The 19,433-nt window shown below is 68.6% G+C and carries 21 protein-coding genes; 9 read left to right on the forward strand and 12 right to left on the reverse strand.

Going from position 1 to position 19,433, the window contains the following annotated elements:
* Positions 1 to 242: 242 nt before the first annotated feature.
* Entirely contained in the window at positions 243 to 1,430 is a 1,188-nt protein-coding gene (locus tag ACFTSF_RS28930; RefSeq protein ID WP_380157208.1) for an MFS transporter, read from the reverse strand.
* A gap of 81 nt (positions 1,431 to 1,511) precedes the next feature.
* Between ACFTSF_RS28930 and ACFTSF_RS28935 the strand changes: the two genes are divergently transcribed.
* Together ACFTSF_RS28935 and ACFTSF_RS28940 are read left to right on the forward strand one after the other, a co-directional pair.
* Positions 1,512 to 2,318 carry a helix-turn-helix transcriptional regulator gene (locus tag ACFTSF_RS28935; protein ID WP_380157210.1) on the forward strand — a complete coding sequence of 269 codons (807 nt, stop codon included), beginning with the start codon at positions 1,512 to 1,514 and terminating at the stop codon, positions 2,316 to 2,318.
* A gap of 31 nt (positions 2,319 to 2,349) precedes the next feature.
* The gene (locus tag ACFTSF_RS28940; RefSeq protein WP_380157212.1) at positions 2,350 to 2,709 is read left to right on the forward strand and encodes a VOC family protein; all 360 of its coding nucleotides are present in this window, start codon (positions 2,350 to 2,352) and stop codon (positions 2,707 to 2,709) included.
* Positions 2,710 to 3,100: 391 nt separating this feature from the next.
* Here the strand turns inward: ACFTSF_RS28940 and ACFTSF_RS28945 are convergent, their stop codons facing one another.
* Entirely contained in the window at positions 3,101 to 3,802 is a 702-nt protein-coding gene (locus tag ACFTSF_RS28945) for an SDR family oxidoreductase (protein WP_380157214.1), read from the reverse strand.
* A 101-nt stretch (positions 3,803 to 3,903) separates the two neighbouring features.
* Between ACFTSF_RS28945 and ACFTSF_RS28950 the strand changes: the two genes are divergently transcribed.
* Together ACFTSF_RS28950 and ACFTSF_RS28955 are read left to right on the forward strand one after the other, a co-directional pair.
* The gene (locus tag ACFTSF_RS28950) at positions 3,904 to 4,779 is read left to right on the forward strand and encodes a LysR family transcriptional regulator (RefSeq protein ID WP_380157215.1); all 876 of its coding nucleotides are present in this window, start codon (positions 3,904 to 3,906) and stop codon (positions 4,777 to 4,779) included.
* A gap of 16 nt (positions 4,780 to 4,795) precedes the next feature.
* Positions 4,796 to 5,932 carry a serine hydrolase domain-containing protein gene (locus ACFTSF_RS28955; RefSeq protein WP_380157217.1) on the forward strand — a complete coding sequence of 379 codons (1,137 nt, stop codon included), beginning with the start codon at positions 4,796 to 4,798 and terminating at the stop codon, positions 5,930 to 5,932.
* On the opposite strand, the gene ACFTSF_RS28960 is transcribed toward ACFTSF_RS28955, so the two are convergent.
* The 6 genes from ACFTSF_RS28960 to ACFTSF_RS28985 all read right to left on the reverse strand — a co-directional run bounded on the left by ACFTSF_RS28960 (position 5,925) and on the right by ACFTSF_RS28985 (position 11,698).
* Positions 5,925 to 6,473, reverse strand: a complete 549-nt coding sequence (locus ACFTSF_RS28960; RefSeq protein WP_380157219.1) for a dihydrofolate reductase family protein — start codon at positions 6,471 to 6,473, stop codon at positions 5,925 to 5,927. The two genes, ACFTSF_RS28955 and ACFTSF_RS28960, sit on opposite strands and share 8 nt — an antisense overlap.
* 80 nt (positions 6,474 to 6,553) lie before the next feature.
* Positions 6,554 to 8,383, reverse strand: a complete 1,830-nt coding sequence (gene recQ / locus ACFTSF_RS28965) for a DNA helicase RecQ (RefSeq protein WP_380157220.1) — start codon at positions 8,381 to 8,383, stop codon at positions 6,554 to 6,556.
* Between the two features lie 46 nt (positions 8,384 to 8,429).
* Positions 8,430 to 8,840: a VOC family protein gene (locus ACFTSF_RS28970; RefSeq protein ID WP_380157221.1), complete on the reverse strand. Its 411-nt coding sequence runs from the start codon at positions 8,838 to 8,840 to the stop codon at positions 8,430 to 8,432.
* Positions 8,837 to 9,679, reverse strand: a complete 843-nt coding sequence (locus ACFTSF_RS28975; RefSeq protein ID WP_380157223.1) for a helix-turn-helix domain-containing protein — start codon at positions 9,677 to 9,679, stop codon at positions 8,837 to 8,839. The genes ACFTSF_RS28970 and ACFTSF_RS28975 overlap by 4 nt, the downstream gene beginning before the upstream one ends.
* 9 nt (positions 9,680 to 9,688) lie before the next feature.
* The gene (locus ACFTSF_RS28980) at positions 9,689 to 10,702 is read right to left on the reverse strand and encodes an SAM-dependent methyltransferase (RefSeq protein WP_380157225.1); all 1,014 of its coding nucleotides are present in this window, start codon (positions 10,700 to 10,702) and stop codon (positions 9,689 to 9,691) included.
* Between the two features lie 54 nt (positions 10,703 to 10,756).
* A complete protein-coding gene (locus tag ACFTSF_RS28985; RefSeq protein ID WP_380157227.1) occupies positions 10,757 to 11,698 on the reverse strand; it encodes an RNA polymerase sigma factor in 942 nt (313 codons plus the stop codon).
* Positions 11,699 to 11,855: 157 nt separating this feature from the next.
* Here ACFTSF_RS28985 and ilvD point away from each other — a divergent pair, with 157 nt between their 5' ends.
* Positions 11,856 to 13,706 (forward strand): dihydroxy-acid dehydratase, encoded by a 1,851-nt coding sequence (gene ilvD, locus ACFTSF_RS28990; protein WP_380157229.1) that lies wholly within the window; start codon positions 11,856 to 11,858, stop codon positions 13,704 to 13,706.
* Positions 13,707 to 13,709: 3 nt separating this feature from the next.
* On the opposite strand, the gene ACFTSF_RS28995 is transcribed toward ilvD, so the two are convergent.
* The 4 genes from ACFTSF_RS28995 to ACFTSF_RS29010 form a co-directional block, all read right to left on the reverse strand.
* Entirely contained in the window at positions 13,710 to 14,012 is a 303-nt protein-coding gene (locus ACFTSF_RS28995) for a type II toxin-antitoxin system PemK/MazF family toxin (protein WP_344150942.1), read from the reverse strand.
* Position 14,013: 1 nt separating this feature from the next.
* Positions 14,014 to 14,250, reverse strand: a complete 237-nt coding sequence (locus ACFTSF_RS29000) for a YlcI/YnfO family protein (protein WP_344150945.1) — start codon at positions 14,248 to 14,250, stop codon at positions 14,014 to 14,016.
* A 237-nt stretch (positions 14,251 to 14,487) separates the two neighbouring features.
* On the reverse strand, positions 14,488 to 14,619 hold the full coding sequence (locus ACFTSF_RS29005) for a hypothetical protein (RefSeq protein WP_380157231.1): 132 nt from the start codon (positions 14,617 to 14,619) through the stop codon (positions 14,488 to 14,490).
* Between the two features lie 330 nt (positions 14,620 to 14,949).
* The gene (locus ACFTSF_RS29010; RefSeq protein ID WP_380157233.1) at positions 14,950 to 15,618 is read right to left on the reverse strand and encodes an LON peptidase substrate-binding domain-containing protein; all 669 of its coding nucleotides are present in this window, start codon (positions 15,616 to 15,618) and stop codon (positions 14,950 to 14,952) included.
* A gap of 109 nt (positions 15,619 to 15,727) precedes the next feature.
* On the opposite strand from ACFTSF_RS29010, the gene hisD reads away from it, so the two are divergent.
* Genes hisD through hisH form a run of 4 tightly spaced genes read left to right on the forward strand, consistent with a single transcriptional unit; the run spans position 15,728 to position 19,396 of the window.
* Positions 15,728 to 17,047, forward strand: a complete 1,320-nt coding sequence (hisD, locus tag ACFTSF_RS29015; protein ID WP_380157234.1) for a histidinol dehydrogenase — start codon at positions 15,728 to 15,730, stop codon at positions 17,045 to 17,047.
* On the forward strand, positions 17,044 to 18,162 hold the full coding sequence (locus ACFTSF_RS29020; RefSeq protein ID WP_380157236.1) for a histidinol-phosphate transaminase: 1,119 nt from the start codon (positions 17,044 to 17,046) through the stop codon (positions 18,160 to 18,162). Before hisD ends, ACFTSF_RS29020 begins: the two co-directional genes overlap by 4 nt.
* Entirely contained in the window at positions 18,159 to 18,758 is a 600-nt protein-coding gene (gene hisB / locus ACFTSF_RS29025; protein ID WP_344150957.1) for an imidazoleglycerol-phosphate dehydratase HisB, read from the forward strand. The genes ACFTSF_RS29020 and hisB overlap by 4 nt, the downstream gene beginning before the upstream one ends.
* Entirely contained in the window at positions 18,755 to 19,396 is a 642-nt protein-coding gene (hisH, locus tag ACFTSF_RS29030; RefSeq protein WP_380157238.1) for an imidazole glycerol phosphate synthase subunit HisH, read from the forward strand. Before hisB ends, hisH begins: the two co-directional genes overlap by 4 nt.
* Positions 19,397 to 19,433: the final 37 nt, after the last annotated feature.

The raw sequence follows: 19,433 nt of genomic DNA on the forward strand, positions 1-19,433 counted from the left end.
TCCGGGTCTTCTCGATGAATCGAGTGCCCGGTGCCCTCGAACACCACCTGCCCGGTGCCCGGCCGCCGTCGTACCATCTCGTCCGCCTGCGCCGCGGACAACAGGAAGCTGTTGGTTGCCCGTAGCAACAACACCGGACAGCCCACTGCCTGCCAAACGCCCCACCAGACACCGCGGTTGCGTTTGCAGTCGTTCGGTGAGGGCGGCGAAGGTTTGTCCACGACCGAAGGCGCCATGCAGGGCTAGGACTGGCTGCCCGTGGCCGCAGGTGTCCTCGTAGTGGAATCGGCCGTTGGGGAGGACGACGGTAGGCATTGCTTCCTTCCGAGGAGTGCGGGCGCGACGATCACGATCGCGGACAGGATCATGCTGACCCGGAAGCCGAGTGGAGCCAGTACGACGGGGGCCGCGGCGCTGCCGAGTTGGCGGATCGCGTTGAGGAGGCCGGCGCCGAAGCCGCTGTGGGTTGGCGGTAGGCCGCTGAGCATCAGCGAGGTGGTGGTCGGCGCGATCAGGCCGCCGCCGATGCCGAGCGGGAGGAGCCAGAGGGCGAACGCCCAGACCGGGCCACCGAGGAGTAGGCCGGCCAGTCCGATGGCCATCAGGAACTGACCGAGTAGGAAGGTCCGCCGGATCCCGAATCGGGCGGCCAGGCGGCCGGTCAGCAGGTTCGCGGGGATGATGAGTAGCGTCATCGGGATGAATACCAGGCCGCTCAGCCACGCGGACTGACCGCGGTCCTGCTGCAGGAACAGCGTCACAACGAAGATCGTCCCGTACGTCGCGAAGTTCAGCGCGAACCCGGTTGCCGAGCTCAGCACGACCGCCGGCGCGGTGACCAGCTCCCGGTACGACGTCCGCCGTACCGGCCGTGGTCGCGGCGCAGCCGGGACGCCGAGGGCGACGGCCAGGGCGAGCAGGGTGGGCGGGATGTTCATCCAGAACGTGCCCTGCCAGCCGATCGCCGAGGTGATCGCTCCACCGAGCGGCGAGCCGATGACCAGGGCGATTGCGCCGGCCGCGCTCCAGCGGCCGATTGCCTTCCCGCGCTCCGACGGTTCGGGATGGGTCGCGTTGAGCATCGACAGACCCGACGGCAGGATGACGGCGGCCGCGATACCTTGGACTGCGCGTGCCGCGAGCAGGATCGTGAGGTCGGTGGCGAGGGCACAGACCGCAGAGGTCGCGGCGAACAAGGTCAGCCCGGCCACGAATGCTCGCCGGGCACCGATCCGATCAGCCCACGCCCCGGCCGGCAGCAGCGCGAGGGCGAAGACGAGCGAGTAGCCGGTGAGTACCCAGGCCAGTCCCGCGTGCGCGTTGAGGTCGCGTCCGATCACCGGCAACGCCGTGGTGACCGTCGAGGCGTTGAGCGTGATCAGGAAGAAGGACAAGGCAGCTGCGGTCGTCGCGGAACGTCGAAGAGGCACAACTACTACCGTGGACCCGCGGATCAGGTTGCCCAAGGTTGCTGGGGGGACCTGACAGGGACACCCAGGTTGGAGGACGAGGTGCGATCGGCGAGGCGGCGGGAGCTGGGCGAGTTCTTGCGGGAGCGCCGTGGGCGCCTGACGCCTCCGGCCGCCGACGAGCCACGCCGGACGCCCGGTCTGCGGCGCGCGGAGCTGGCTGACCTGGCTGGCGTGAGCGTTGGGTACTACACGCGGCTCGAGCAGGGCCGCGCTCCGCACCCATCGGACAGCGTGCTCGACGCGCTGATCCGCGCGCTCGGGTTGACCGCTGACGAGTCCGATCACCTCAAGGCCCTGGCCGCCGATGCGGACACACCGGCAATCGAGCAGCAGACCGTCTCGGAGTCGGCGCTCCGCACGATGAACTTCCTCGTCGTCCCGACCGCGGCGGTGGTACTCGGCCGGATCGGCGAAGTGCTGGCCTGGAACGACGCGGCCGCCTTCCTGTTCCCCGGGCGCTTCTCGGCGGGGCCGCGACCGCACAATGCGCGCTACGCCTTCGGTACCGCAGCCCGCGAGCTCTACCTGGACTGGGACGAGGTCGCGGACGACGTCGTCGCCCACCTCCGCGCCGCCGCCGGACATCTCGTCGACGACCCGGAGTACGCCGTACTGGTCGAGGAACTGCTCGCGATACCGGAGTTCGCCGAGCGGTGGCCGCGGCGGGATGTGAAGCGGCACGTGTCCGGGGTACGGCGGCTCAACCACCCGGTGCTCGGGATTCTCACGGTTCGGCACGAGGTGCTCGCCGTACTGGACACGCCGGATCAGTACCTCGTCCTGTACGGGCTCGAAAATCCCTTGCCCGCCGATGTCGAAATCTCGGGAGCGGTCTCTACCTCCTGAGTGAAAGCACTTTTCACCCTGAGGAGAGACCATGACCCACTTCACGAGCGTCCACACCGTCGGCGTCCCGGTCACCGACCAGGACCGAGCCCTGGAGTTCTACACCAAGACCCTCGGCTTCACCCTGGTCGCCGACACCCCGCTGCCCCAACTAGGCGGCCGCTGGATCGTCGTCGCCGCCCCCAGCGGCGCCAACCTCGCCCTCACCCCGGCCACCGAGACCGGCCTCGACACCGGCATCCGCCTCGGCACCCCCGACGCCGCCGCCACCCACCAACACCTCACCGACCACAAGGTCACCGTCGGCGACCTCCTCTCCTGGCCCGGCATCCCGCCCATGTTCACCTTCCAGGACCCCGACAACAACACCCTCTACACCGTCCAGGACTAAGCAATCCCCCCAGCCGCCCAGCCCGTCGCGCCCCTCCCCAAACCGCTTCGGCGAGGATCCGCGCCCAGGCGCACCCGGCTCGCCGTACGAGGTGGGTATCCGTCGAACGGCAATGGCCACCCCGCCGAATCACCTTGGGCACCCGTCAACCACGTTCCGTCCGCGCGGGCGACTGATCGGTGCTCAAGGTGCGTGCACCGAGTCACCTTGGGCGCCTGTCGACCGCGTTGTGTCCGCGTGGGTGGTTGGTTGGTGCTCAAGGTGGGTGCGGCGAGTCGCCTTGGGCGCCGGTTGACCGGGTTGGGTGGGGGCGGGTGGTCGAGTCGTGCTCAAGGGGGGCGGAGGTTTGGGCGCGGGGCGGGGGACTGGTTCGTGCTTGAGGTGGTTCGGGTCAGACGAGGACGTTGCCGCCGCCGACGGTGACGATGGAGCCGGTGGCGTAGGGCTGGTTCATCAGGAAGACGTAGGCCTGGGCGATGTCTTCGGGTTCGCCGATGCGGCCGACCGGGAGGGAGTCGGCGGCGGCGTCGTAGTCGAAACCGTCGGGCCACAAGGGGGTTCGGACGACGCCGGGTTTGACGGCGTTGACCCGGATCGGCGCGAGTTCGACGGCGAGGGCGCGGACGAGGGAGTCGGCGGCGCCACAGATGCTGGCCGCGACGGACCAGCCGGGTAGGGGACGGTCGGCCGCGGTGCCGCTGGTGAGGACGACGGAACCGCCGGGGCGGATCTTCGGTACGGCGGCGTGGATCGCGCCGAGGGCGCCGAAGTACCGGAGTTCGAAGGCCTGCCGTGCGCGGACCAGGTCGAGCGACCGGACCTCGAGCAGGCTGAGCGCTTCACCGGCCGTGTAAACGAGGTGGTCGAACGGATCGAGCCCGGCGAAGAACGCTTCGACAGCCGCCGGGTCGGTCAGGTCGACGGCTGAGCCGACGGCCGATGCGGGGAGCTCGGCCAAGGCCCGCTGGACCGAGGTTGGGTTGCTGGAGGCAACAATCACGGTCGCGCCCTGGTCGGCGGCGAGCCGGGCGGTGGCCAGCCCGATTCCCGACGTACCGCCGAGGAGGACGACGCGCTGGTCGTGCAGGGTCATGAGGATTCGCCTTTCCTGGTGTGGATTCCCTGCCACGATGCGCCCGCGAGGTCGTCGCGGTCCAAGACCTGTTTCGTGCTCTGTAATACCCTGAAGGTATTATGGATGTCGATCTCCGCAAGCTCCGGTACTTCGTCGCGGTCGCCGACGAGCTGCATTTCGGGCGCGCGGCGGAGCGCCTGCACATCGCGCAGCCGGTGCTGTCCCGGCAGATCCGCGCCCTCGAACACGAGCTCGGCGCCCAGCTCTTCGCCCGCACCAAGCGTTCCACCGAGCTGACCGCGGCAGGCCGGCAACTGCTCGACGACGCCCGTCCACTGCTCAGCTCGGCCGAGGCGCTCCAGCGGCGGGTCGCCCAAGCCGCGCGCGGTCCGCGGACCTTCACGATCGGCTTCATGCCGGGGATCACCGTGACTCCGGCCGTGCGGGCGTTCGAGGCGCTCCGCCCGGACCTCGAGGTCGAGGTACTCCGGACGACGACGTTCGACCAGGTGCAGGTCCTGTACGACGGCCGCGCCGACGTGAGCGTGGTGCGCCTGCCGGTCGAGCAGCGGGGGTTGAGTATCCGGCCGCTGTTCGAGGAACCGCGCCTCGCCATGCTGCCCGCCGACCACCGACTGGCGGGCAAGCCGTCGCTCGACATCGGCGATCTCGCCGACGAGCACCTCATGCAGCACCCCGACCAGGTCCCGGAGTGGCGCGACATCGCCGTCGAGCTGCGCTCAAGCCGGTCGCGCCGCTTCTCCGAAATGACCAGTGTGGAGGAGAAGCTGGAACACGTTGCGAGCGGTCGTGGCGTCTCGATCCTGCCGCTGTCGGTGGCGAGGTTCTATCAGCGCGCGGACGTGAGCGCCGTACCGGTGAACGACATCGCCCTCAACAAGGTCTGCCTGGCCTGGCTCGCCTCCCGCCGCTCCCGGTCGATCCAGGAGTTCGCTGCCCTGGCGGGCACTGTCGACTGGACCATGACCCGTTGAATGGGATCATCGGACGATGAGGCTCTGGGGGACGATCGCAGTTCTGCTGGTGGCGGTGACCGCTTGCGCGGGGGACGGAGAGCCGGGGGCGGGGGAAACGACCGGGGACTGGGAGTTTCCGGAGGCCGCGACGGCTACCCTCGCGCCGGACAAGGCGGCGAAACTGCAGGCTGCTCTCGACAAGATCGTGGCCGACCAGGCCCTCGAGTCGGGTGCGCGCGGCGTGACGGCCGCAGTGGTCGGCCATCAGTGGAGGTGGTCGGGCGCGGCCGGAAAGGACGCCGTCGGTACGCCGCTCCGCCCGACGACCGCGATGGGCGTCGCGAGTATCACGAAGACGTTCGTGGCCGCCGAGATCATGCTGCTGGTCAAGGCCGGCAAGGTCGACCTCGATGCGCCGCTCTCGGCGTACGTGAAACACAAGCTGACCGCGAACGGCGCGACGGTTCGACAACACCTGTCGATGACATCCGGCGTACCGAATTATCTGCCCGACGACTACAGCCGGATGGACCAGGTGATCAAGGCGGGGCCGGCCAAGCACTGGACACCGCAGCAGGCGCTCGCCTACGACTCCGCGCCCGTCGGCGCCCCCGGCACCTTCAACTACAGCAACCCCAGCTTCCAGTTGCTCGGCCTGCTGATCGAGAAGGTCACCGGGAAACCGCTCGCGACTGTCCTGCGCCGCGACCTCGCCACCCCCGCCGGCCTGAAGCACGCGGCCTTCCAGGACGGCGAGAAGCCGAAACCGCCGGTGGCCGAGGACACCAATCCGGTCTGCGGTCCGCCGGACGGCTACCTCCCGTGCCGGGCCGTCGCCAGCCTGTCCGCCGCGAACGCCGGGCTAGCCGCCGACGCTCCGACCGTCGCTCTCTGGGGATACCAGCTGTACTACGGCCACGTCATACCGCAGGAGTTGGTCGACCAGATGACGCCCAACATGGGCCAGTACGGTCTCGGCACGATGCTCTTCGAGCACCAGTTCCCACCGCTTCTCCCGTCCTACGGTCATCGCGGTCAAATGCCCGACCACACCAGCCTGCTGGTCGTCGGCAGCAATGTCTCCGTCGCCATACTGCTTGCCGACGGCAACAAGAATGTCGACGCCACGATGACGCAGTTCCTCACCGCCGTGAAGCCGCTACTCACCTGACCACGCGATACCGCACGTGGGTCGCGGCCGGCGTGTCGATCACCCGCACCACCTCCAGTTCGACCCGCTCAGGCAGTACATCGAACAGCCGCCGACCCGCCCCGAGCAACACCGGCACCTGATCGATCTGCAACTCATCGAGTACGCCGGCCTCCAACGCGGCCCGCGCCGCCTCGGCCCCGTGCACCAACACATCCCGATCGCCGGCCGCAGCCTTCGCCGCCGCCATGCCTTCCGCGACATCACTCACGAAGTGCACCTGCGGGAACAGCGGATCCGGCTCACGACGCGTGAGCACGAACAGCGGTACGCCGTGATGCGTGCCGCCGTAGTAATCCACCTGCTCCGCCGTACGACGTCCAACGAACACCGCGCCCGTGTCGTGCATCTCGTCCCAAACCGCGCCCGCCGGTCCATCCGGCCGACCGAACGACCCATCCGCCCGCTGGTACCAGTCGTGCAACCGCATGAACCCGTCACCACCAGGGTTCCCCGGCACATCGTTCGGACCCGCAATGAACCCGTCAACCGACACAGACATCAACAACACCGATGAAGACATGTGCGTGCTCCCTTCCGAGCGTTCGTCTACGCGTCGAACGGCGGCACGCAGATTCGACATCAGCCGCCGGCAAGCGCCTCCAGGACGCCCTCGCCGTACTTGGCGAGTTTGTTTTCGCCGATGCCGCTGATGGTGCCGAGGGCGGCCAGGGTGGTGGGCAGGTCGACGGCGATCTGGCGGAGGGTGGCGTCGTGGAAGATGACGTAAGCGGGGACGCCTTGTTCCTTGGCGACGGCGGCTCGCCAGGTGCGGAGGCGCTCGAAGACCGGGGCGGCCTCGGCGGGGAGGTCGACGGCGGCCTTCTTGCCGCTGCTGGAGCGGGACTTGGGCTTGGTGCGCTCGGGTTCGCGGCGCATCATCACGTCGCGGCGGCGGCCGAGGACCTCGGCGCTGTCCTCGGTGAGGACGAGAGTGCCGTAGTCGCCTTCGACGGTGAGCAGGCGGAGGGCGAGGAGCTGGCGGATGACGCCGCGCCACTGGGTGTCATTGAGCTCGGTGCCGATGCCGAAGACGGACAGTTGTTCGTGGCGGAACTGTTTGACCTTCTCGGTCTCCTTGCCGAGCAGGATGTCGATCAGCTGGCCGGCGCCGAACTTCTGGCCGCGCTCGTGTTGCAGGCGGTAGACGGTCGAGAGCAGCTTCTGCGCGGGGATCGTGCCGTCCCACGCCTCCGGGGGTGTGTTGCAGGTGTCGCAGTTGCCGCAGGCGTCGCCGTGCTGACCGAAGTAGGCGAGCAGCTGGGAACGCCGACACTGCACGGTTTCGCACAGCGCGAGCATCGCGTCGAGATGTGCGCTGAGGCGGCGGCGGTGCGCGAGGTCGCCCTCGGAGGTGTCGATCATCTTGCGCTGCTGGACGACGTCCTGCAGACCGTAGGCCAGCCAAGCGGTCGACGGCAGACCGTCACGCCCCGCGCGGCCGGTCTCCTGGTAGTAGCCTTCGACCGACTTCGGCAGATCGAGGTGGGCCACGAACCGGACGTCCGGCTTGTCGATTCCCATCCCGAAGGCGATGGTCGCGACCACGACCAGACCGTCCTCGCGCAGGAACCGCGCCTGATTGCGCGAACGGACCCGGCTGTCGAGACCGGCGTGGTACGGAACGGCCTCGATCCCGTTCTGGGTCAGGAAGGCGGCGGTCTTCTCGACGCTGTTGCGGGACAGGCAGTAGACGATGCCCGCGTCGCCGGGGTGCTCGGTGCGGAGCAGGTCGAGCAGTTGCCGCTGCGGGTTGTCCTTCGGCACGATCCGGTAGTGGATGTTCGGCCGGTCGAAGCTCGCGACGAAGTGCTTCGCGTCGTCCAGCTTCAGCCGGGTGGCGATCTCCTGATGGGTCGCCTCGGTCGCGGTGGCGGTCAGCGCGATCCGCGGTACGTCGGGCCAGCGCTCGTGCAGCTCCGACAGCATCAGGTAGTCGGGCCGGAAGTCGTGGCCCCACTGCGAGACACAGTGTGCCTCGTCGATCGCGAACAGCGCGATCTTGCCCTGGTCGAGCAAGCGCACGGTCGCCTCGACCCGCAACCGCTCCGGTGCGAGGTAGAGCAGATCCAGCTCACCGGCCAGGAACGCCTGCTCGACCTCACGCCGCTGCTCGAAGTCCTGCGTCGAGTTCAGGAAGCCGGCCCGGACGCCGAGCGCGGTCAACGCATCGACCTGGTCCTGCATCAGCGCGATCAGCGGTGAGATCACCACCCCGACACCCGAGCGGACCAGCGAAGGAATCTGGTAGCACAGCGACTTGCCGCCACCGGTCGGCATCAGCACCAGCGCGTCCCCGCCGCCGATCACGGTGTCGATGATGTCGCCTTGCTCGCCACGAAAAGCGTCGTACCCGAAGACACGGCGCAGGACGTCCAAGGCTTCACTGGGCAGCGCAGCTGTTTCCGTCACCCCGCGATTCTAGGCAGCTCGCCGAGCCCGAATCGCCGGAAATCCCTTACTCGCCCGCATAAGTTCCGATACTCCACAGATTCCCCTCCGGATCGCGGACAGTGAAGCCCCGGGATCCATAGTCACTGTCCTGCAATCCCCGTACGACGACCGCTCCGGCCCCGATCGCTCGTCCGATCAACGCGTCCGGATCGTGGTGCACGAGGTACACGGACTGAGCCTGGTCTGCGAGCAGGGTGAATTCGTTCGGCTCGGACTGTGCGTCTGTCGAACTCACCATCACACCGCCACCGGCCGGCCAGGTCAGCTCGGCATGCGCGACCGAACCGTCGGCCGTGCCCGGGTACGACGCGACCAGTTCGAAGCCGAGGCCGTTGGTCAGGAACTGCAGCGCAGCCTGACCGTTCAGGTACACCAGTGTCGGCCAGACGCCGACTGTCTTCGTCAATGAGGTCATACCCCTGACTGTGCGACCTCCAGGCTCGAGGGGTCTTGAACGTTTGGGAGCTCCTCCGCGATCCACTGCCGCGGCGAGCAGCCCGCGATCGCCTGCCACTCCCGGGTCAGATGCGCCTGATCGGCGTACCCGACCTCAGCGGCCAGGTCGGCCAACCTCGCAGTGGGCTGCTGCCGCAACCGCGCGACCGCCTGCTCGAAGCGCAGCACCCGCCCCGCCACCTTCGGCGCAAGCCCGAACTCAGTCGTGAACCGCTCAGTCAGATGCCGCCGGCTCCACCCGACCTCGGCCGCCAGCTCCTGCACCCCGACCGTGCCGCCCGTCTCCCGCAACCGCCGCCACGCCCAACCCACCTCAGCCCGTACGGCGAGGGCCGGGGGAGCGGCCCATCGCCGCAGCAACGCGTTCTCCAGCAGGTCGAACCGCGACGCCCAGCTCACGCCCTCGCGCATCTGCTCCACCAAACGGTGTGCCGACGGTCCGAGGAACTCGTCGAGCTCGACCACCCGCCAGGCCAGCTCACCCGGTGGCAACCCGAACAGTGCGCGCGACCCCGCCGGAGTGAGCGCCACCTGGACACCCGCTCGACTGGGCGACCCGCCGACGTGGACTGCGCGTGAGTGCAGCCCGCCGACACCCGCGTCGTACTTGCCGGTCGGCTCGCCCGGCCAGGTGATGCCGAGCGGCTCATCCATGGTGATGACGAGCGTCAGGTACTGCGAGGGCAGGCCGCGATGCAGGTCCGGCGGATCACCGTCGTAGGCGTAGCCACTCAGGTCACCGACAAATGGGCGCAGGGCAGAGTGCACTTCACGATGAACGTGTGTGAACCCGACCATGCCCCCAGGCTAGAGCGGCCTACCGACAAGAACCATTCGACCGAAGTCCGTCTGCGCGATCCGGATCAGTTCGAACCCGACCGCCACCGCCTCCTCGGTCAGTTCCTCGGCGGTGCGGCCGAACGGCACACCCCAGCCTTGCGCGACCAACTTGCGGAGCGCGTACGACGGACGCCCGGCCTCGTCGGGGACCGGCTCCATCTCCTGCACGAACAGGATGCCGCCGGGGCGCAGCGCCCGCAGGATCATCTCGAGCGTTGCCTGCCGAGTCTCCGCCGGAAAGAACGGCTGTGCCCAGAAGGCCGAGCCGAATGCATCCTTCTCGTCGAAGTCCCGCGCGTCCATCACCTTGAGGTCGACCCGGTCGCCCACGCCCAGTGCGTCGATGCGGCGCTGCGTCTCGGCTGCGACTGTCGGGATGAGCTCGAGCGCCGTACCGCGCAGGTCCGGGAACAGTCCGGCCAGTGTCGTGGTCGCACCGGCGACACCACAGCCGACATCGAGGAAGCGGTCGGTGTGGATGAGCTCGGCCAGCTCTGGGATCTGCGGGAGGAAGAGCTTGTCGTACAGCGCACGGGTGACCGGGCTGGCCTTTCCGCCGGTGGCGCGCGCCGTAACGAGGGCGTCCGACGCGGATAGCGGCAGCGGCCCGGGATCCTCGGCCGCGGTCCGCACCATCCGAGTCAGCAGCTCGGACTGGTCCAGCGCGTCGTCCAGACCGATGTACGCGTCGTCAGCCACGAGTGCCGCGAACGACTCGGTCAGCTGGACCGTCTCGTCGTACGTGACCACGCCGTTCGCCTCGAGCGCGCCGACGAGGTCAGCGACGCGCTCCGGCGGCAGTCCGGAGAAGGCGGTCAGCGCGTCGAGCGTGCGCGGTTCGGTCAGGTACGTCGTCCAGCCCTTGTCGCGGAGCGCCGTCACCAGGGAGAGGACCTGAGCGCCGTCGACCCAGGCCTTGACCACGTCGCGGGCCTGCCCGGCCAGAGCGAATCGTGCGAGTTGATCGTCTTGGTTACTCACGCTGACAGGATGCAAGAGCGGAGCCGAAGTTCACTGGAGCGACAGTGACCTGAGTCACGCCGGGATGGCCTGCGCGTTCCGCGGAGGGTGGAAGAACCGGAGCCGGCTGGTTCGCCCGCCCAGCAGGTGCTGGATCCAGACCACGCCCGGCGGACAGTGGAACGGGTTCTCGGCTGGATTGATCAGCTCGATCTCGCAGACCGCGATCTCCCGGCCGGCGATCACGTTCGTCACGCGCCCCCGGACACCGTCCTCGATGTCCTGGTACATCCCGCGCAGGAACCAGTCGGCGCCACCGCCCCCGCCCGACCAGCTGAACTGGGCATCCGGCCGCCAGTACGTCGCCAGTACCTCAGCCAGCGTGCCCCGCTCGGCCGCAACCATCGTGTCCTCGATCTCGCGCCGACGTACGGCGGTCTGCGCGGCCACGTCGCCGTACTGGTCGTCCGCGGTCGCCAGCAGGCTTGCGGTCAGTTGACCGCGTCCTTTGGCCAGCCGGCTGCGGACGGTACCGACTGGGATGCCGCAGGCCTCAGCGATGTCCTGGTACGCCGTCACGCCGCTGAAGTGCCGCAGCATCATCACGAGCCGCAGTGGCGGCGACAGGTCTTCCAGCGCACGCCAGACCCAGTCCCTCGTGGCGTGGCGCTCCAAGAGTTCAGCCGGGTCGGGCTCGGCAGACGGCAGTACGGCGTGCAGTTGGTCGTCGAGGGGGAGTGGTCGCCGGGCACGCAGTTGCGTGCGGCAAGCATTCCGGACGACTTGGCGGAGCCATGGGCCGACTGCGTTTGGATCCCGTACGTCGCCGATCCGCGCCAGCGCGACGGTCATCGCCTCCTGGACGGCGTCGTCCGCATCCGGTCCCGCGCCAAGGACCGAGACCGCGACTGCCGTCATACCGGCCCGATGCGCAGCCAGCAATGTGCCCAAGGCGCCGATGTCGCCGCCCTGAGCAGCCCGCACCAACTCCGAGTCGCCAACCGCGGACGGGTTCATGACTCCACGATACGCACGGCTTTCGACCGCAGTAGCCGCCACCCCAACCGCACGGCAGAGCGTAAGGAATCCGTCATGCGGGACCGGCGTTTCGGCATTCGGGACGCGAGTGGCACCATGGACGGCGTCGTCCCCGGCTCGAGTTTTGGAGATCGTCGTGCCTGATCTGAGGTCCCGTACCGTCACCCACGGCCGCAACATGGCGGGCGCCCGCGCCCTCATGATGGCCTCCGGCGTCGACCGCGGAGACTTCGGGAAGCCGATCATCGCGGTCGCGAACAGCTTCACCGAGTTCGTCCCCGGGCACACGCACCTCGCGCCGGTCGGGCGGATCGTGTCGGAGGCGATCAAGCAGGCCGGCGGGATCGCGCGCGAGTTCAACACGATCGCCGTCGACGACGGGATCGCGATGGGGCACGGTGGCATGCTGTACAGCCTCCCGTCGCGGGACCTGATCGCGGACTCCGTCGAGTACATGGTCGAGGCGCACTGCGCGGACGCGCTGGTCTGCATCTCGAACTGCGACAAGATCACCCCGGGCATGCTGATGGCCGCGCTGCGGCTGAACATCCCGACCGTGTTCGTCTCCGGCGGTCCGATGGAGGCCGGCCGGGCGACCCTGGTCGACGGGACCGTGCGCAAGCTGGACCTGATCGACGCGATGTCCGAAGCGGTCAACGAGAACGTCTCCGACGCCGACATCCTGCGGATCGAGGAGAACGCCTGCCCGACCTGCGGTTCGTGTTCGGGCATGTTCACCGCGAACTCGATGAACTGCCTGACCGAGGCGATCGGCCTGTCGCTGCCCGGCAACGGTTCGGTCCTGGCCACCCACACCGCCCGCAGGGCCCTGTACGAGAACGCCGGCCGCACGGTCGTCGAGATCACCAAGCGGTACTACGAAACTGACGACGAGACCGTGTTGCCGCGGACCGTCGCGTCGCGGGCCGCGTTCGAGAACGCGATGGCGCTCGACATCGCGATGGGCGGTTCGACGAACACGATCCTGCACCTGCTCGCCGCCGCCCAGGAGGCCGAGGTCGACTTCGACCTGGACGACATCAACGCGGTCTCGCGCCGGGTCCCGTGCCTGGCCAAGGTCGCGCCGAACGTCGCACCCGGCGGCACGTACTACATGGAGGACGTCCACCGCGCCGGTGGAATCCCGGCCATCCTCGGCGAGCTGTACCGAGCAGGCCTGCTGAACGAGGACATCCACACCGTGCACAGCGCCTCGATCGGCGACTGGCTGAAGAACTGGGACGTGCGCAGTGGATCCCCGTCCGCCGAGGCCGTCGAGCTGTGGCACGCGGCGCCGGGCTGCAAGCGGTCGGCGACCGCGTTCTCGCAGTCGGAGCGCTGGGACACGCTAGACACCGACGCGGCCGGCGGCTGCATCCGCGATCTCGAGCACGCCTACTCGGCCGATGGCGGCCTCGCCGTATTGAAGGGCAACCTGGCCGTCGACGGCTGCGTCGTGAAGACGGCCGGCGTCGACGAGTCGATCTGGACCTTCCAGGGACCCGCGGTGGTTTGCGAGTCGCAGGAGGAAGCGGTCGACAAGATCCTGGCCAAGCAGATCCAGCCAGGCGACGTCGTGGTGATCCGCTACGAAGGCCCGAAGGGCGGGCCCGGGATGCAGGAGATGCTCTACCCGACCTCGTTCCTGAAGGGCCGCGGCCTGGGCAAGGTCTGCGCCCTGGTGACCGACGGCCGCTTCTCCGGCGGTACGTCGGGCCTGTCGATCGGCCACGCGTCTCCGGAAGCCGCCTCGGGTGGCACGATCGCCCTCGTCCAGGACGGCGACCAGATCCGCATCGACATCCCGAACCGCTCGATCGAGCTCCTGGTCGACGACGCCGAACTGGACACCCGCCGTACCGCACTAGGTGGTGTCTACGCCCCGCGCTCCCGCGAACGCAAGGTGTCCCAGGCGTTGCGCGCCTACGCCGCCATGGCCACCAGCGCCGACAAGGGCGCCGTACGGGATGTCACCAAGCTCGGCTGATTGTTAGATCTCGAGGTCGAAGGCGAGACTGATGGCCTCGGCCAGGGCCGGTTCCTGGTCGGGGTGCAGGTAGCCGATCAGGCGGCCGAGGTGTGCCTTCGGGATCGTTTGGATGTTGTCGAGTGAGATCGCGCTCGCGTGGTCGAGCCCGTTCTGCGGGCCGACAAGCACCTCGGTGGAGAGCCCACGAATGGTGCTGGTGATCGGCGCGACGGTGACGTTCGTCAACCGCGGCCGGATCAGCTCGCGAGTCAGCACGACAACAGGCCGCGGCTTGTCCAGCCGGGCGATGTGCAGCGGCCGCATCTCAGTCCAGATCGCTCAACGCAGTCCCGGAAGCGGCCGACGCCAACCCCTCGAACTCCGGATAATCGCCGTACTCGGCCAGAATCGCCAGATCGCGCGCAGCCAACTCCCGCCGCCGCTCACGCTCCATCGCCCGAGCCACCACCGAGGCCCGGCTAGTCGCCTTGTCAGTCGCCACCAACTGGTCCATGAAGTCGACCAGTTCATCCGGCAACCGCACTGTGATCTGCTTACTCATACCAAAACCATACCGCACCGGGATTCATAGTGGTTGTGATTCGTGGGGGAGGTGGTTTACCCACCCGTAGATGTGGTTCGTGGGGGATGCGATTTCCCCGCCCGTCGGTGTGGTTCGTGGGTTGCGGTCCGCCCGGCCGGCCTGGGTGTCGGCTGGGGGAGATACCCCGCGGCCGCGTGCGTGCGTCTGCGGACCGATCCGAGCGCGCGCCGACCTCGGCCCTGTGCGTGAAGCCGCTCAGAGCTGTTCGCGTGCCTCGTCATGACCCGGCTCATCGCGCTCGCCGTTGTTCGCGTCCTTGGGATGCCCTCGACCGTCGCCGGGACGCACGTTCACGCAGTTCCGCCGCACGGTGCGGACCGCCCCCACTCACTAACCTTGGTGGCGGTCGGGCTGCCACGCTCAAGTGGCGGTCGGCGAGCGCGGTCGGAGGGGGTTGGTGAGTGGCACAGGTCCGCTATAACGGCGTACGCGGTCCGCGGCGGTTCACGAAGCGTCCGCCGTACGCGAGCGGGTCCGCGACCACCCACGAACCACATCCGTGCGCGGTCAGCCCATCCGCCACGAATCACGCCGACGGGTGGGCGAACCGCCATGCGCCCCGAACCTCGTCCACGGGTGGGGGAAGTGCATCCGCACGAACCACAGCCACGGGTGGGTGAACCGGCTCGCCCCCACGAACCACGTCCGCGGGCAGAATCAGTTCGGGGACATCGAGGACCAGCTGAGCTCGGTGGCCGGAAGTGAAGGAAGTGCGGTGATGGCCGACAGTTCGGCGTCCAGGAGGCCGACAAGCTGAGTGAGGCGGTCGGTGACGTCCGTGGCCTCGAGGAGTTTCTGGCGGTCTGGCGTCAGCAGCGTCATGGCGGCCGACATCAGGTACGACAGGGTGCTGGGGTCGTCGGGCAGTTCGCCGAGATGCAGCCCAGGCCGGCTGATTGCCGACACCGCCTCGGCGTACCGCCGGAAGCGACCGACCGCGACAGTCGCGGCACCCAGGGGGTCCTCACCGAGCTCCTCGTCGAGCCATTCGACATCCGCGACCAAGTAGTCGCCGCCACCGTCGAGCTCGGCGACCTTGAACCGATGGCTGCCCGTGAGGGTGATCTCGACCGGTCCGTCGTCGTCCGCGTCCAGGCGGATCTCGGAGATGGTTGCGGAGCAGCCGGTGCCGTACAGCGATCGGAAGACGCGCTCGCCCAGTTCGTACCCATCACGAACCGCGAGCGCCCCGCACATCATTTCGCCACCGTTTTCGACCAGGTCGCGGATCACCGCGCGGCCCTGGACGTCGGTGACCGGGATCGGAAGCACCAGCCCAGGGAAGATCACCGTGTCGACAGTGAGCAACGGCAGGCGGGAGTCCATACAAGGAGCGTAGTGGACAAGTCATCTCATCACGTGGCGTGACAGCGCGTGACGCTCGATCCCTGGATATGCGGTCGGAGGCACGGCGTGTCACCACTAGACTGAGGCCATGATTCGCCGCGTCGACCTGCGGGGCCGAGTGGCGGCCGGTGAGGTGTCCGACCTCCAAGCCGAAGTGAACGCCCTCGTCCCCCGAGCCGTGTTCGACGTCGAGAAGGCTCTCGACGTCGTCCGACCCATCTGTCTGGACGTCCGTCATCGCGGACTGGCAGCCATTCAGGAGTACGGCGAGAAGTTCGATCATGTGCACGTGGATGACGTGCGGGTCCCCGAGGCAGCGCTGAAGTCGGCGCTGGAGGAGCTGGACCCGACCGTTCGGGCCGCCTTCGAGGAGTCGATTCGCCGCGTCCGCGAGGTCAGTGAGGACGAGAAGACCGCCGATATCGCGTCCGAGCCCGCGCCGGGTGGCCGGGTCACCCAGCGTTTCGTGCCGGTGCAGCGCGTCGGCCTCTATGTCCCGGGCGGCCGTGCGCCGCTGGCGTCGAGTGTCGTGATGAACGTCGTACCGGCGCAGGTTGCCGGTGTGCCGTCACTCGCGGTGGCTTCGCCACCGCAGAAGGAGTTCGGCGGCCTGCCGCACCCGACGGTGCTCGCGGTCTGCGCGATGCTCGGGATCACCGAGGTCTATGCGATGGGTGGCGCGCAGGCGATCGCCGGCTTCGCCTACGGCTTCGAGGGTTGCCGCAAGGTCAATCTGATCACCGGCCCCGGCAACATCTACGTCGTTGCCGCGAAGCGGTTCCTCCAAAGTGAGGTCGGTATCGACTCCGAGGCCGGCCCGACCGAGATCGCGATCCTGGCCGACGACTCCGCCAACGCCGAGCACGTCGCCGCCGACCTGATCAGCCAGGCTGAGCACGACCCGATGGCGGCCAGCGTCCTGGTCACGCCGAGCGAAACCCTCGCCGCGGCTGTTGAGGCCGAGCTGCCGATCCAGGTCGCCAAGACCAAGCACCAGGACCGCGTGACCGAGGCGCTCAACGGTCAGCAGTCGGCCGTCGTACTGGTTGATGATCTTGAGCAGGGCACTGCGGTGGTCGATGCGTACGCCGCCGAGCACCTCGAGATCCAGACTGTCGATGCCGAGGAGCGGGCGGCCCGGATCACCAACGCCGGCGCGATCTTCGTCGGTGGCTGGTCGCCGGTTTCGCTCGGCGACTACTGCGCCGGGTCGAACCACGTCCTGCCGACCGCGGGCTGTGCGTGCCACTCGTCCGGCCTGTCCGTGCGCAGCTTCCTGAAGGCCGTGCACGTCATCAACTACTCGCGCGACGCGCTCGAAGAGGTCGCGGGGCACGTCGTTGCCTTGGCCGACGCCGAGGACCTGCCGGCCCACGGCGCTGCGGTGTCGGTGAGGTTCCCCGGATGAATCGCTTCGATGGACTACCGATCCGCGACGAGCTGAAGAGCTTCGAGCCGTACGGCGCGCCGCAGCTCGACGTACCGATCCTGCTCAACGTCAACGAGAACCCGTATCCGCCGAGCGAGGAGACGGTCGCCGATATCGCAGCGTCGGTGACGGCGGCGGCTCGTGGTCTGAACCGCTACCCCGACCGCGAGTTCCTCGACCTGCGGGCGGACCTGGCGGCGTACCTCGGTCGTGAGTCCGGTGCCTACCTGACGCCCGAGCAGATCTGGGCGGCCAACGGCTCCAACGAGGTCATGCTGCACCTGCTGCAGGCCTTCGGCGGTCCGGGCCGTACGGCGCTCTCGTTCGCGCCGACGTACTCGATGTACCCGGAGTACGCGCGCGACACCAACACCGCCTGGGTCACCGGCCGCCGCTCCGAGGACTTCACGCTCGACCAGAGCAAGGCCCTCGCCGCGATCTCGCGCCACCGCCCGTCGGTGGTGCTGCTCGCCTCACCGAACAACCCGACCGGTACGGCGCTCCCGATCCAGGTCGTCGAGGCTTTGGCCGCTCGTACGGCGGCAATCGGCGCGGTGCTGGTCGTCGACGAGGCGTACGGCGAGTTCCGCCGTACCGGGACTCCGAGCGCGCTCTCGCTGCTTCCGTCGTACCCGAATCTCGCGGTCGCGCGGACGATGTCGAAGGCGTTCGCGCTGGCCGGTGGCCGGGTCGGATACCTTGCCGCGAGCAACCAACTGGTCGACGCGCTGCGGATCGTGCGGTTGCCGTACCACCTGTCCGCGGTGACGCAGGCGGTCGCGCGGGCCGCGCTGCGGCACTCCGACGAGTTGCTCGGCCGGGTCGAGCAGTTGCGCACCGAGCGGGACGAGACGGTCCTTTGGCTGCGCGCGCAAGGCCTGCGCGCGGTCGACTCGGACGCGAACTTCGTCCTGTTCGGTACCTTCGCCGACCGGCACGCGGTCTGGCAGGCGCTGCTCGACGACGGCATCCTGATCCGCGAAACCGGCCCGGACGGCTGGCTGCGGGTCTCGATCGGTACCGGCGAGGAGATGGCCGCGTTCCGCGCTTCACTGGAGCGCATCCTCAAGACAGACACGGGAAGGTTGTCATGACCCGCAGCGCACGAATCGACCGCGAGACGAGCGAGTCCAAGGTCCTGGTCGAGCTCGACCTCGACGGGACCGGCCGGGCGGACATCTCGACCGGGGTCGGCTTCTACGACCACATGCTCAACGCGCTGGCCAAGCACGCGCTGCTCGACCTGCACGTGAACACGGTCGGCGACCTCGAGATCGACGCGCACCACACGGTCGAGGACACCGCGATCGGCATCGGCCAGGCTTTGAAAGAGGCCCTGGGCGACAAGCGTGGCATCCGCCGCTTCGGCGACGCGACCGTGCCGCTGGACGAGGCGCTCGTGCACTGCACGGTCGACCTGTCCGGCCGTCCGTACTGCGTGCACACCGGTGAGCCCGACGGTCAGGTCTACGCGATCATCGGCGGCGACTACGCCGGTTCGCTGACCCAGCACGTCTTCGAGACGCTCGCGTTCAACGCCGCGATCTGCATCCACATCCGGGTGCTGTCCGGTCGCGACCCGCACCACATCGTCGAGGCGCAGTTCAAGGCCTTCGCCCGTGCGCTGCGGGACGCCGCCGAGCTCGACCCGCGGCAGCCCGGGATCCCGTCCACCAAGGGCGCCCTGTGAGCAAGAAGGTCGTCCTCCTCGACTACGGATCGGGCAACATCCGCTCCGGCGAACGCGCCCTGCAGCGAGTCGGCGCCGACGTCACCGTCACCTCGGACTTCGACGAAGCGCTGAACGCCGACGGTCTCCTGGTCCCCGGCGTCGGCGCGTTCGCCGCCTGCATGGCCGGCCTGAAGGCGGTCCGCGGTGACGCCATCGTCGACCGCCGCCTGACCGGCAGCCGCCCGGTCCTCGGCATCTGCGTCGGGATGCAGATCCTCTTCGCCCGCGGGATCGAGCACGGCGTCGAGACCGACGGGTGCGAGCAATGGCCCGGCACGGTCGAACGCCTCCAGCCCACCGAAGGACAGCCGGTTCCGCACATGGGGTGGAACACGATCGACGTACCGGCCGGCACGTCGTTGTTCGACGGCGTCGACAAGGAACGCTTCTACTTCGTCCACTCGTACGGCGTTCGTTCGTGGGAGCTCAACGACGCCCGCGAGTCGGTCGCGCCGCTGGTCACCTGGACGACGTACGGCGGTGATGCGTTCGTGGCCGCGGTCGAGAACGGTCCGCTGACCGCCACCCAGTTCCACCCCGAGAAGTCCGGCGACGCCGGCGCGACCGTCCTGGAGAACTGGGTCCGCTCGCTGTAGTACCAGTTGTCTAACTGGTTTTACCCCTGACCGGTCG

Origin of the sequence: Kribbella sp. NPDC056951 (assembly GCF_042674205.1) — a bacterium.
In the GTDB taxonomy this organism is placed as follows: Bacteria; Actinomycetota; Actinomycetes; order Propionibacteriales; family Kribbellaceae; genus Kribbella; species Kribbella yunnanensis.

What these genes read in the sequence shown, in the direction of transcription:
- ACFTSF_RS28940 (WP_380157212.1), top strand. Translation starts at nt 2,350, where the DNA reads ATGACCCACTTCACGAGCGTCCACACCGTCGGCGTCCCGGTCACCGAC.
- ACFTSF_RS28945 (WP_380157214.1), bottom strand. Translation starts at nt 3,802, where the DNA reads ATGACCCTGCACGACCAGCGCGTCGTCCTCCTCGGCGGTACGTCGGGA.
- ACFTSF_RS28950 (WP_380157215.1), top strand. Translation starts at nt 3,904, where the DNA reads ATGGATGTCGATCTCCGCAAGCTCCGGTACTTCGTCGCGGTCGCCGAC.
- ACFTSF_RS28955 (WP_380157217.1), top strand. Translation starts at nt 4,796, where the DNA reads ATGAGGCTCTGGGGGACGATCGCAGTTCTGCTGGTGGCGGTGACCGCT.
- ACFTSF_RS28960 (WP_380157219.1), bottom strand. Translation starts at nt 6,473, where the DNA reads ATGTCTGTGTCGGTTGACGGGTTCATTGCGGGTCCGAACGATGTGCCG.
- ACFTSF_RS28970 (WP_380157221.1), bottom strand. Translation starts at nt 8,840, where the DNA reads ATGACCTCATTGACGAAGACAGTCGGCGTCTGGCCGACACTGGTGTAC.
- ACFTSF_RS28975 (WP_380157223.1), bottom strand. Translation starts at nt 9,679, where the DNA reads ATGGTCGGGTTCACACACGTTCATCGTGAAGTGCACTCTGCCCTGCGC.
- ACFTSF_RS28985 (WP_380157227.1), bottom strand. Translation starts at nt 11,698, where the DNA reads ATGAACCCGTCCGCGGTTGGCGACTCGGAGTTGGTGCGGGCTGCTCAG.
- ACFTSF_RS28995 (WP_344150942.1), bottom strand. Translation starts at nt 14,012, where the DNA reads ATGCGGCCGCTGCACATCGCCCGGCTGGACAAGCCGCGGCCTGTTGTC.
- ACFTSF_RS29000 (WP_344150945.1), bottom strand. Translation starts at nt 14,250, where the DNA reads ATGAGTAAGCAGATCACAGTGCGGTTGCCGGATGAACTGGTCGACTTC.
- ACFTSF_RS29010 (WP_380157233.1), bottom strand. Translation starts at nt 15,618, where the DNA reads ATGGACTCCCGCCTGCCGTTGCTCACTGTCGACACGGTGATCTTCCCT.
- hisD (WP_380157234.1), top strand. Translation starts at nt 15,728, where the DNA reads ATGATTCGCCGCGTCGACCTGCGGGGCCGAGTGGCGGCCGGTGAGGTG.
- ACFTSF_RS29020 (WP_380157236.1), top strand. Translation starts at nt 17,044, where the DNA reads ATGAATCGCTTCGATGGACTACCGATCCGCGACGAGCTGAAGAGCTTC.
- hisB (WP_344150957.1), top strand. Translation starts at nt 18,159, where the DNA reads ATGACCCGCAGCGCACGAATCGACCGCGAGACGAGCGAGTCCAAGGTC.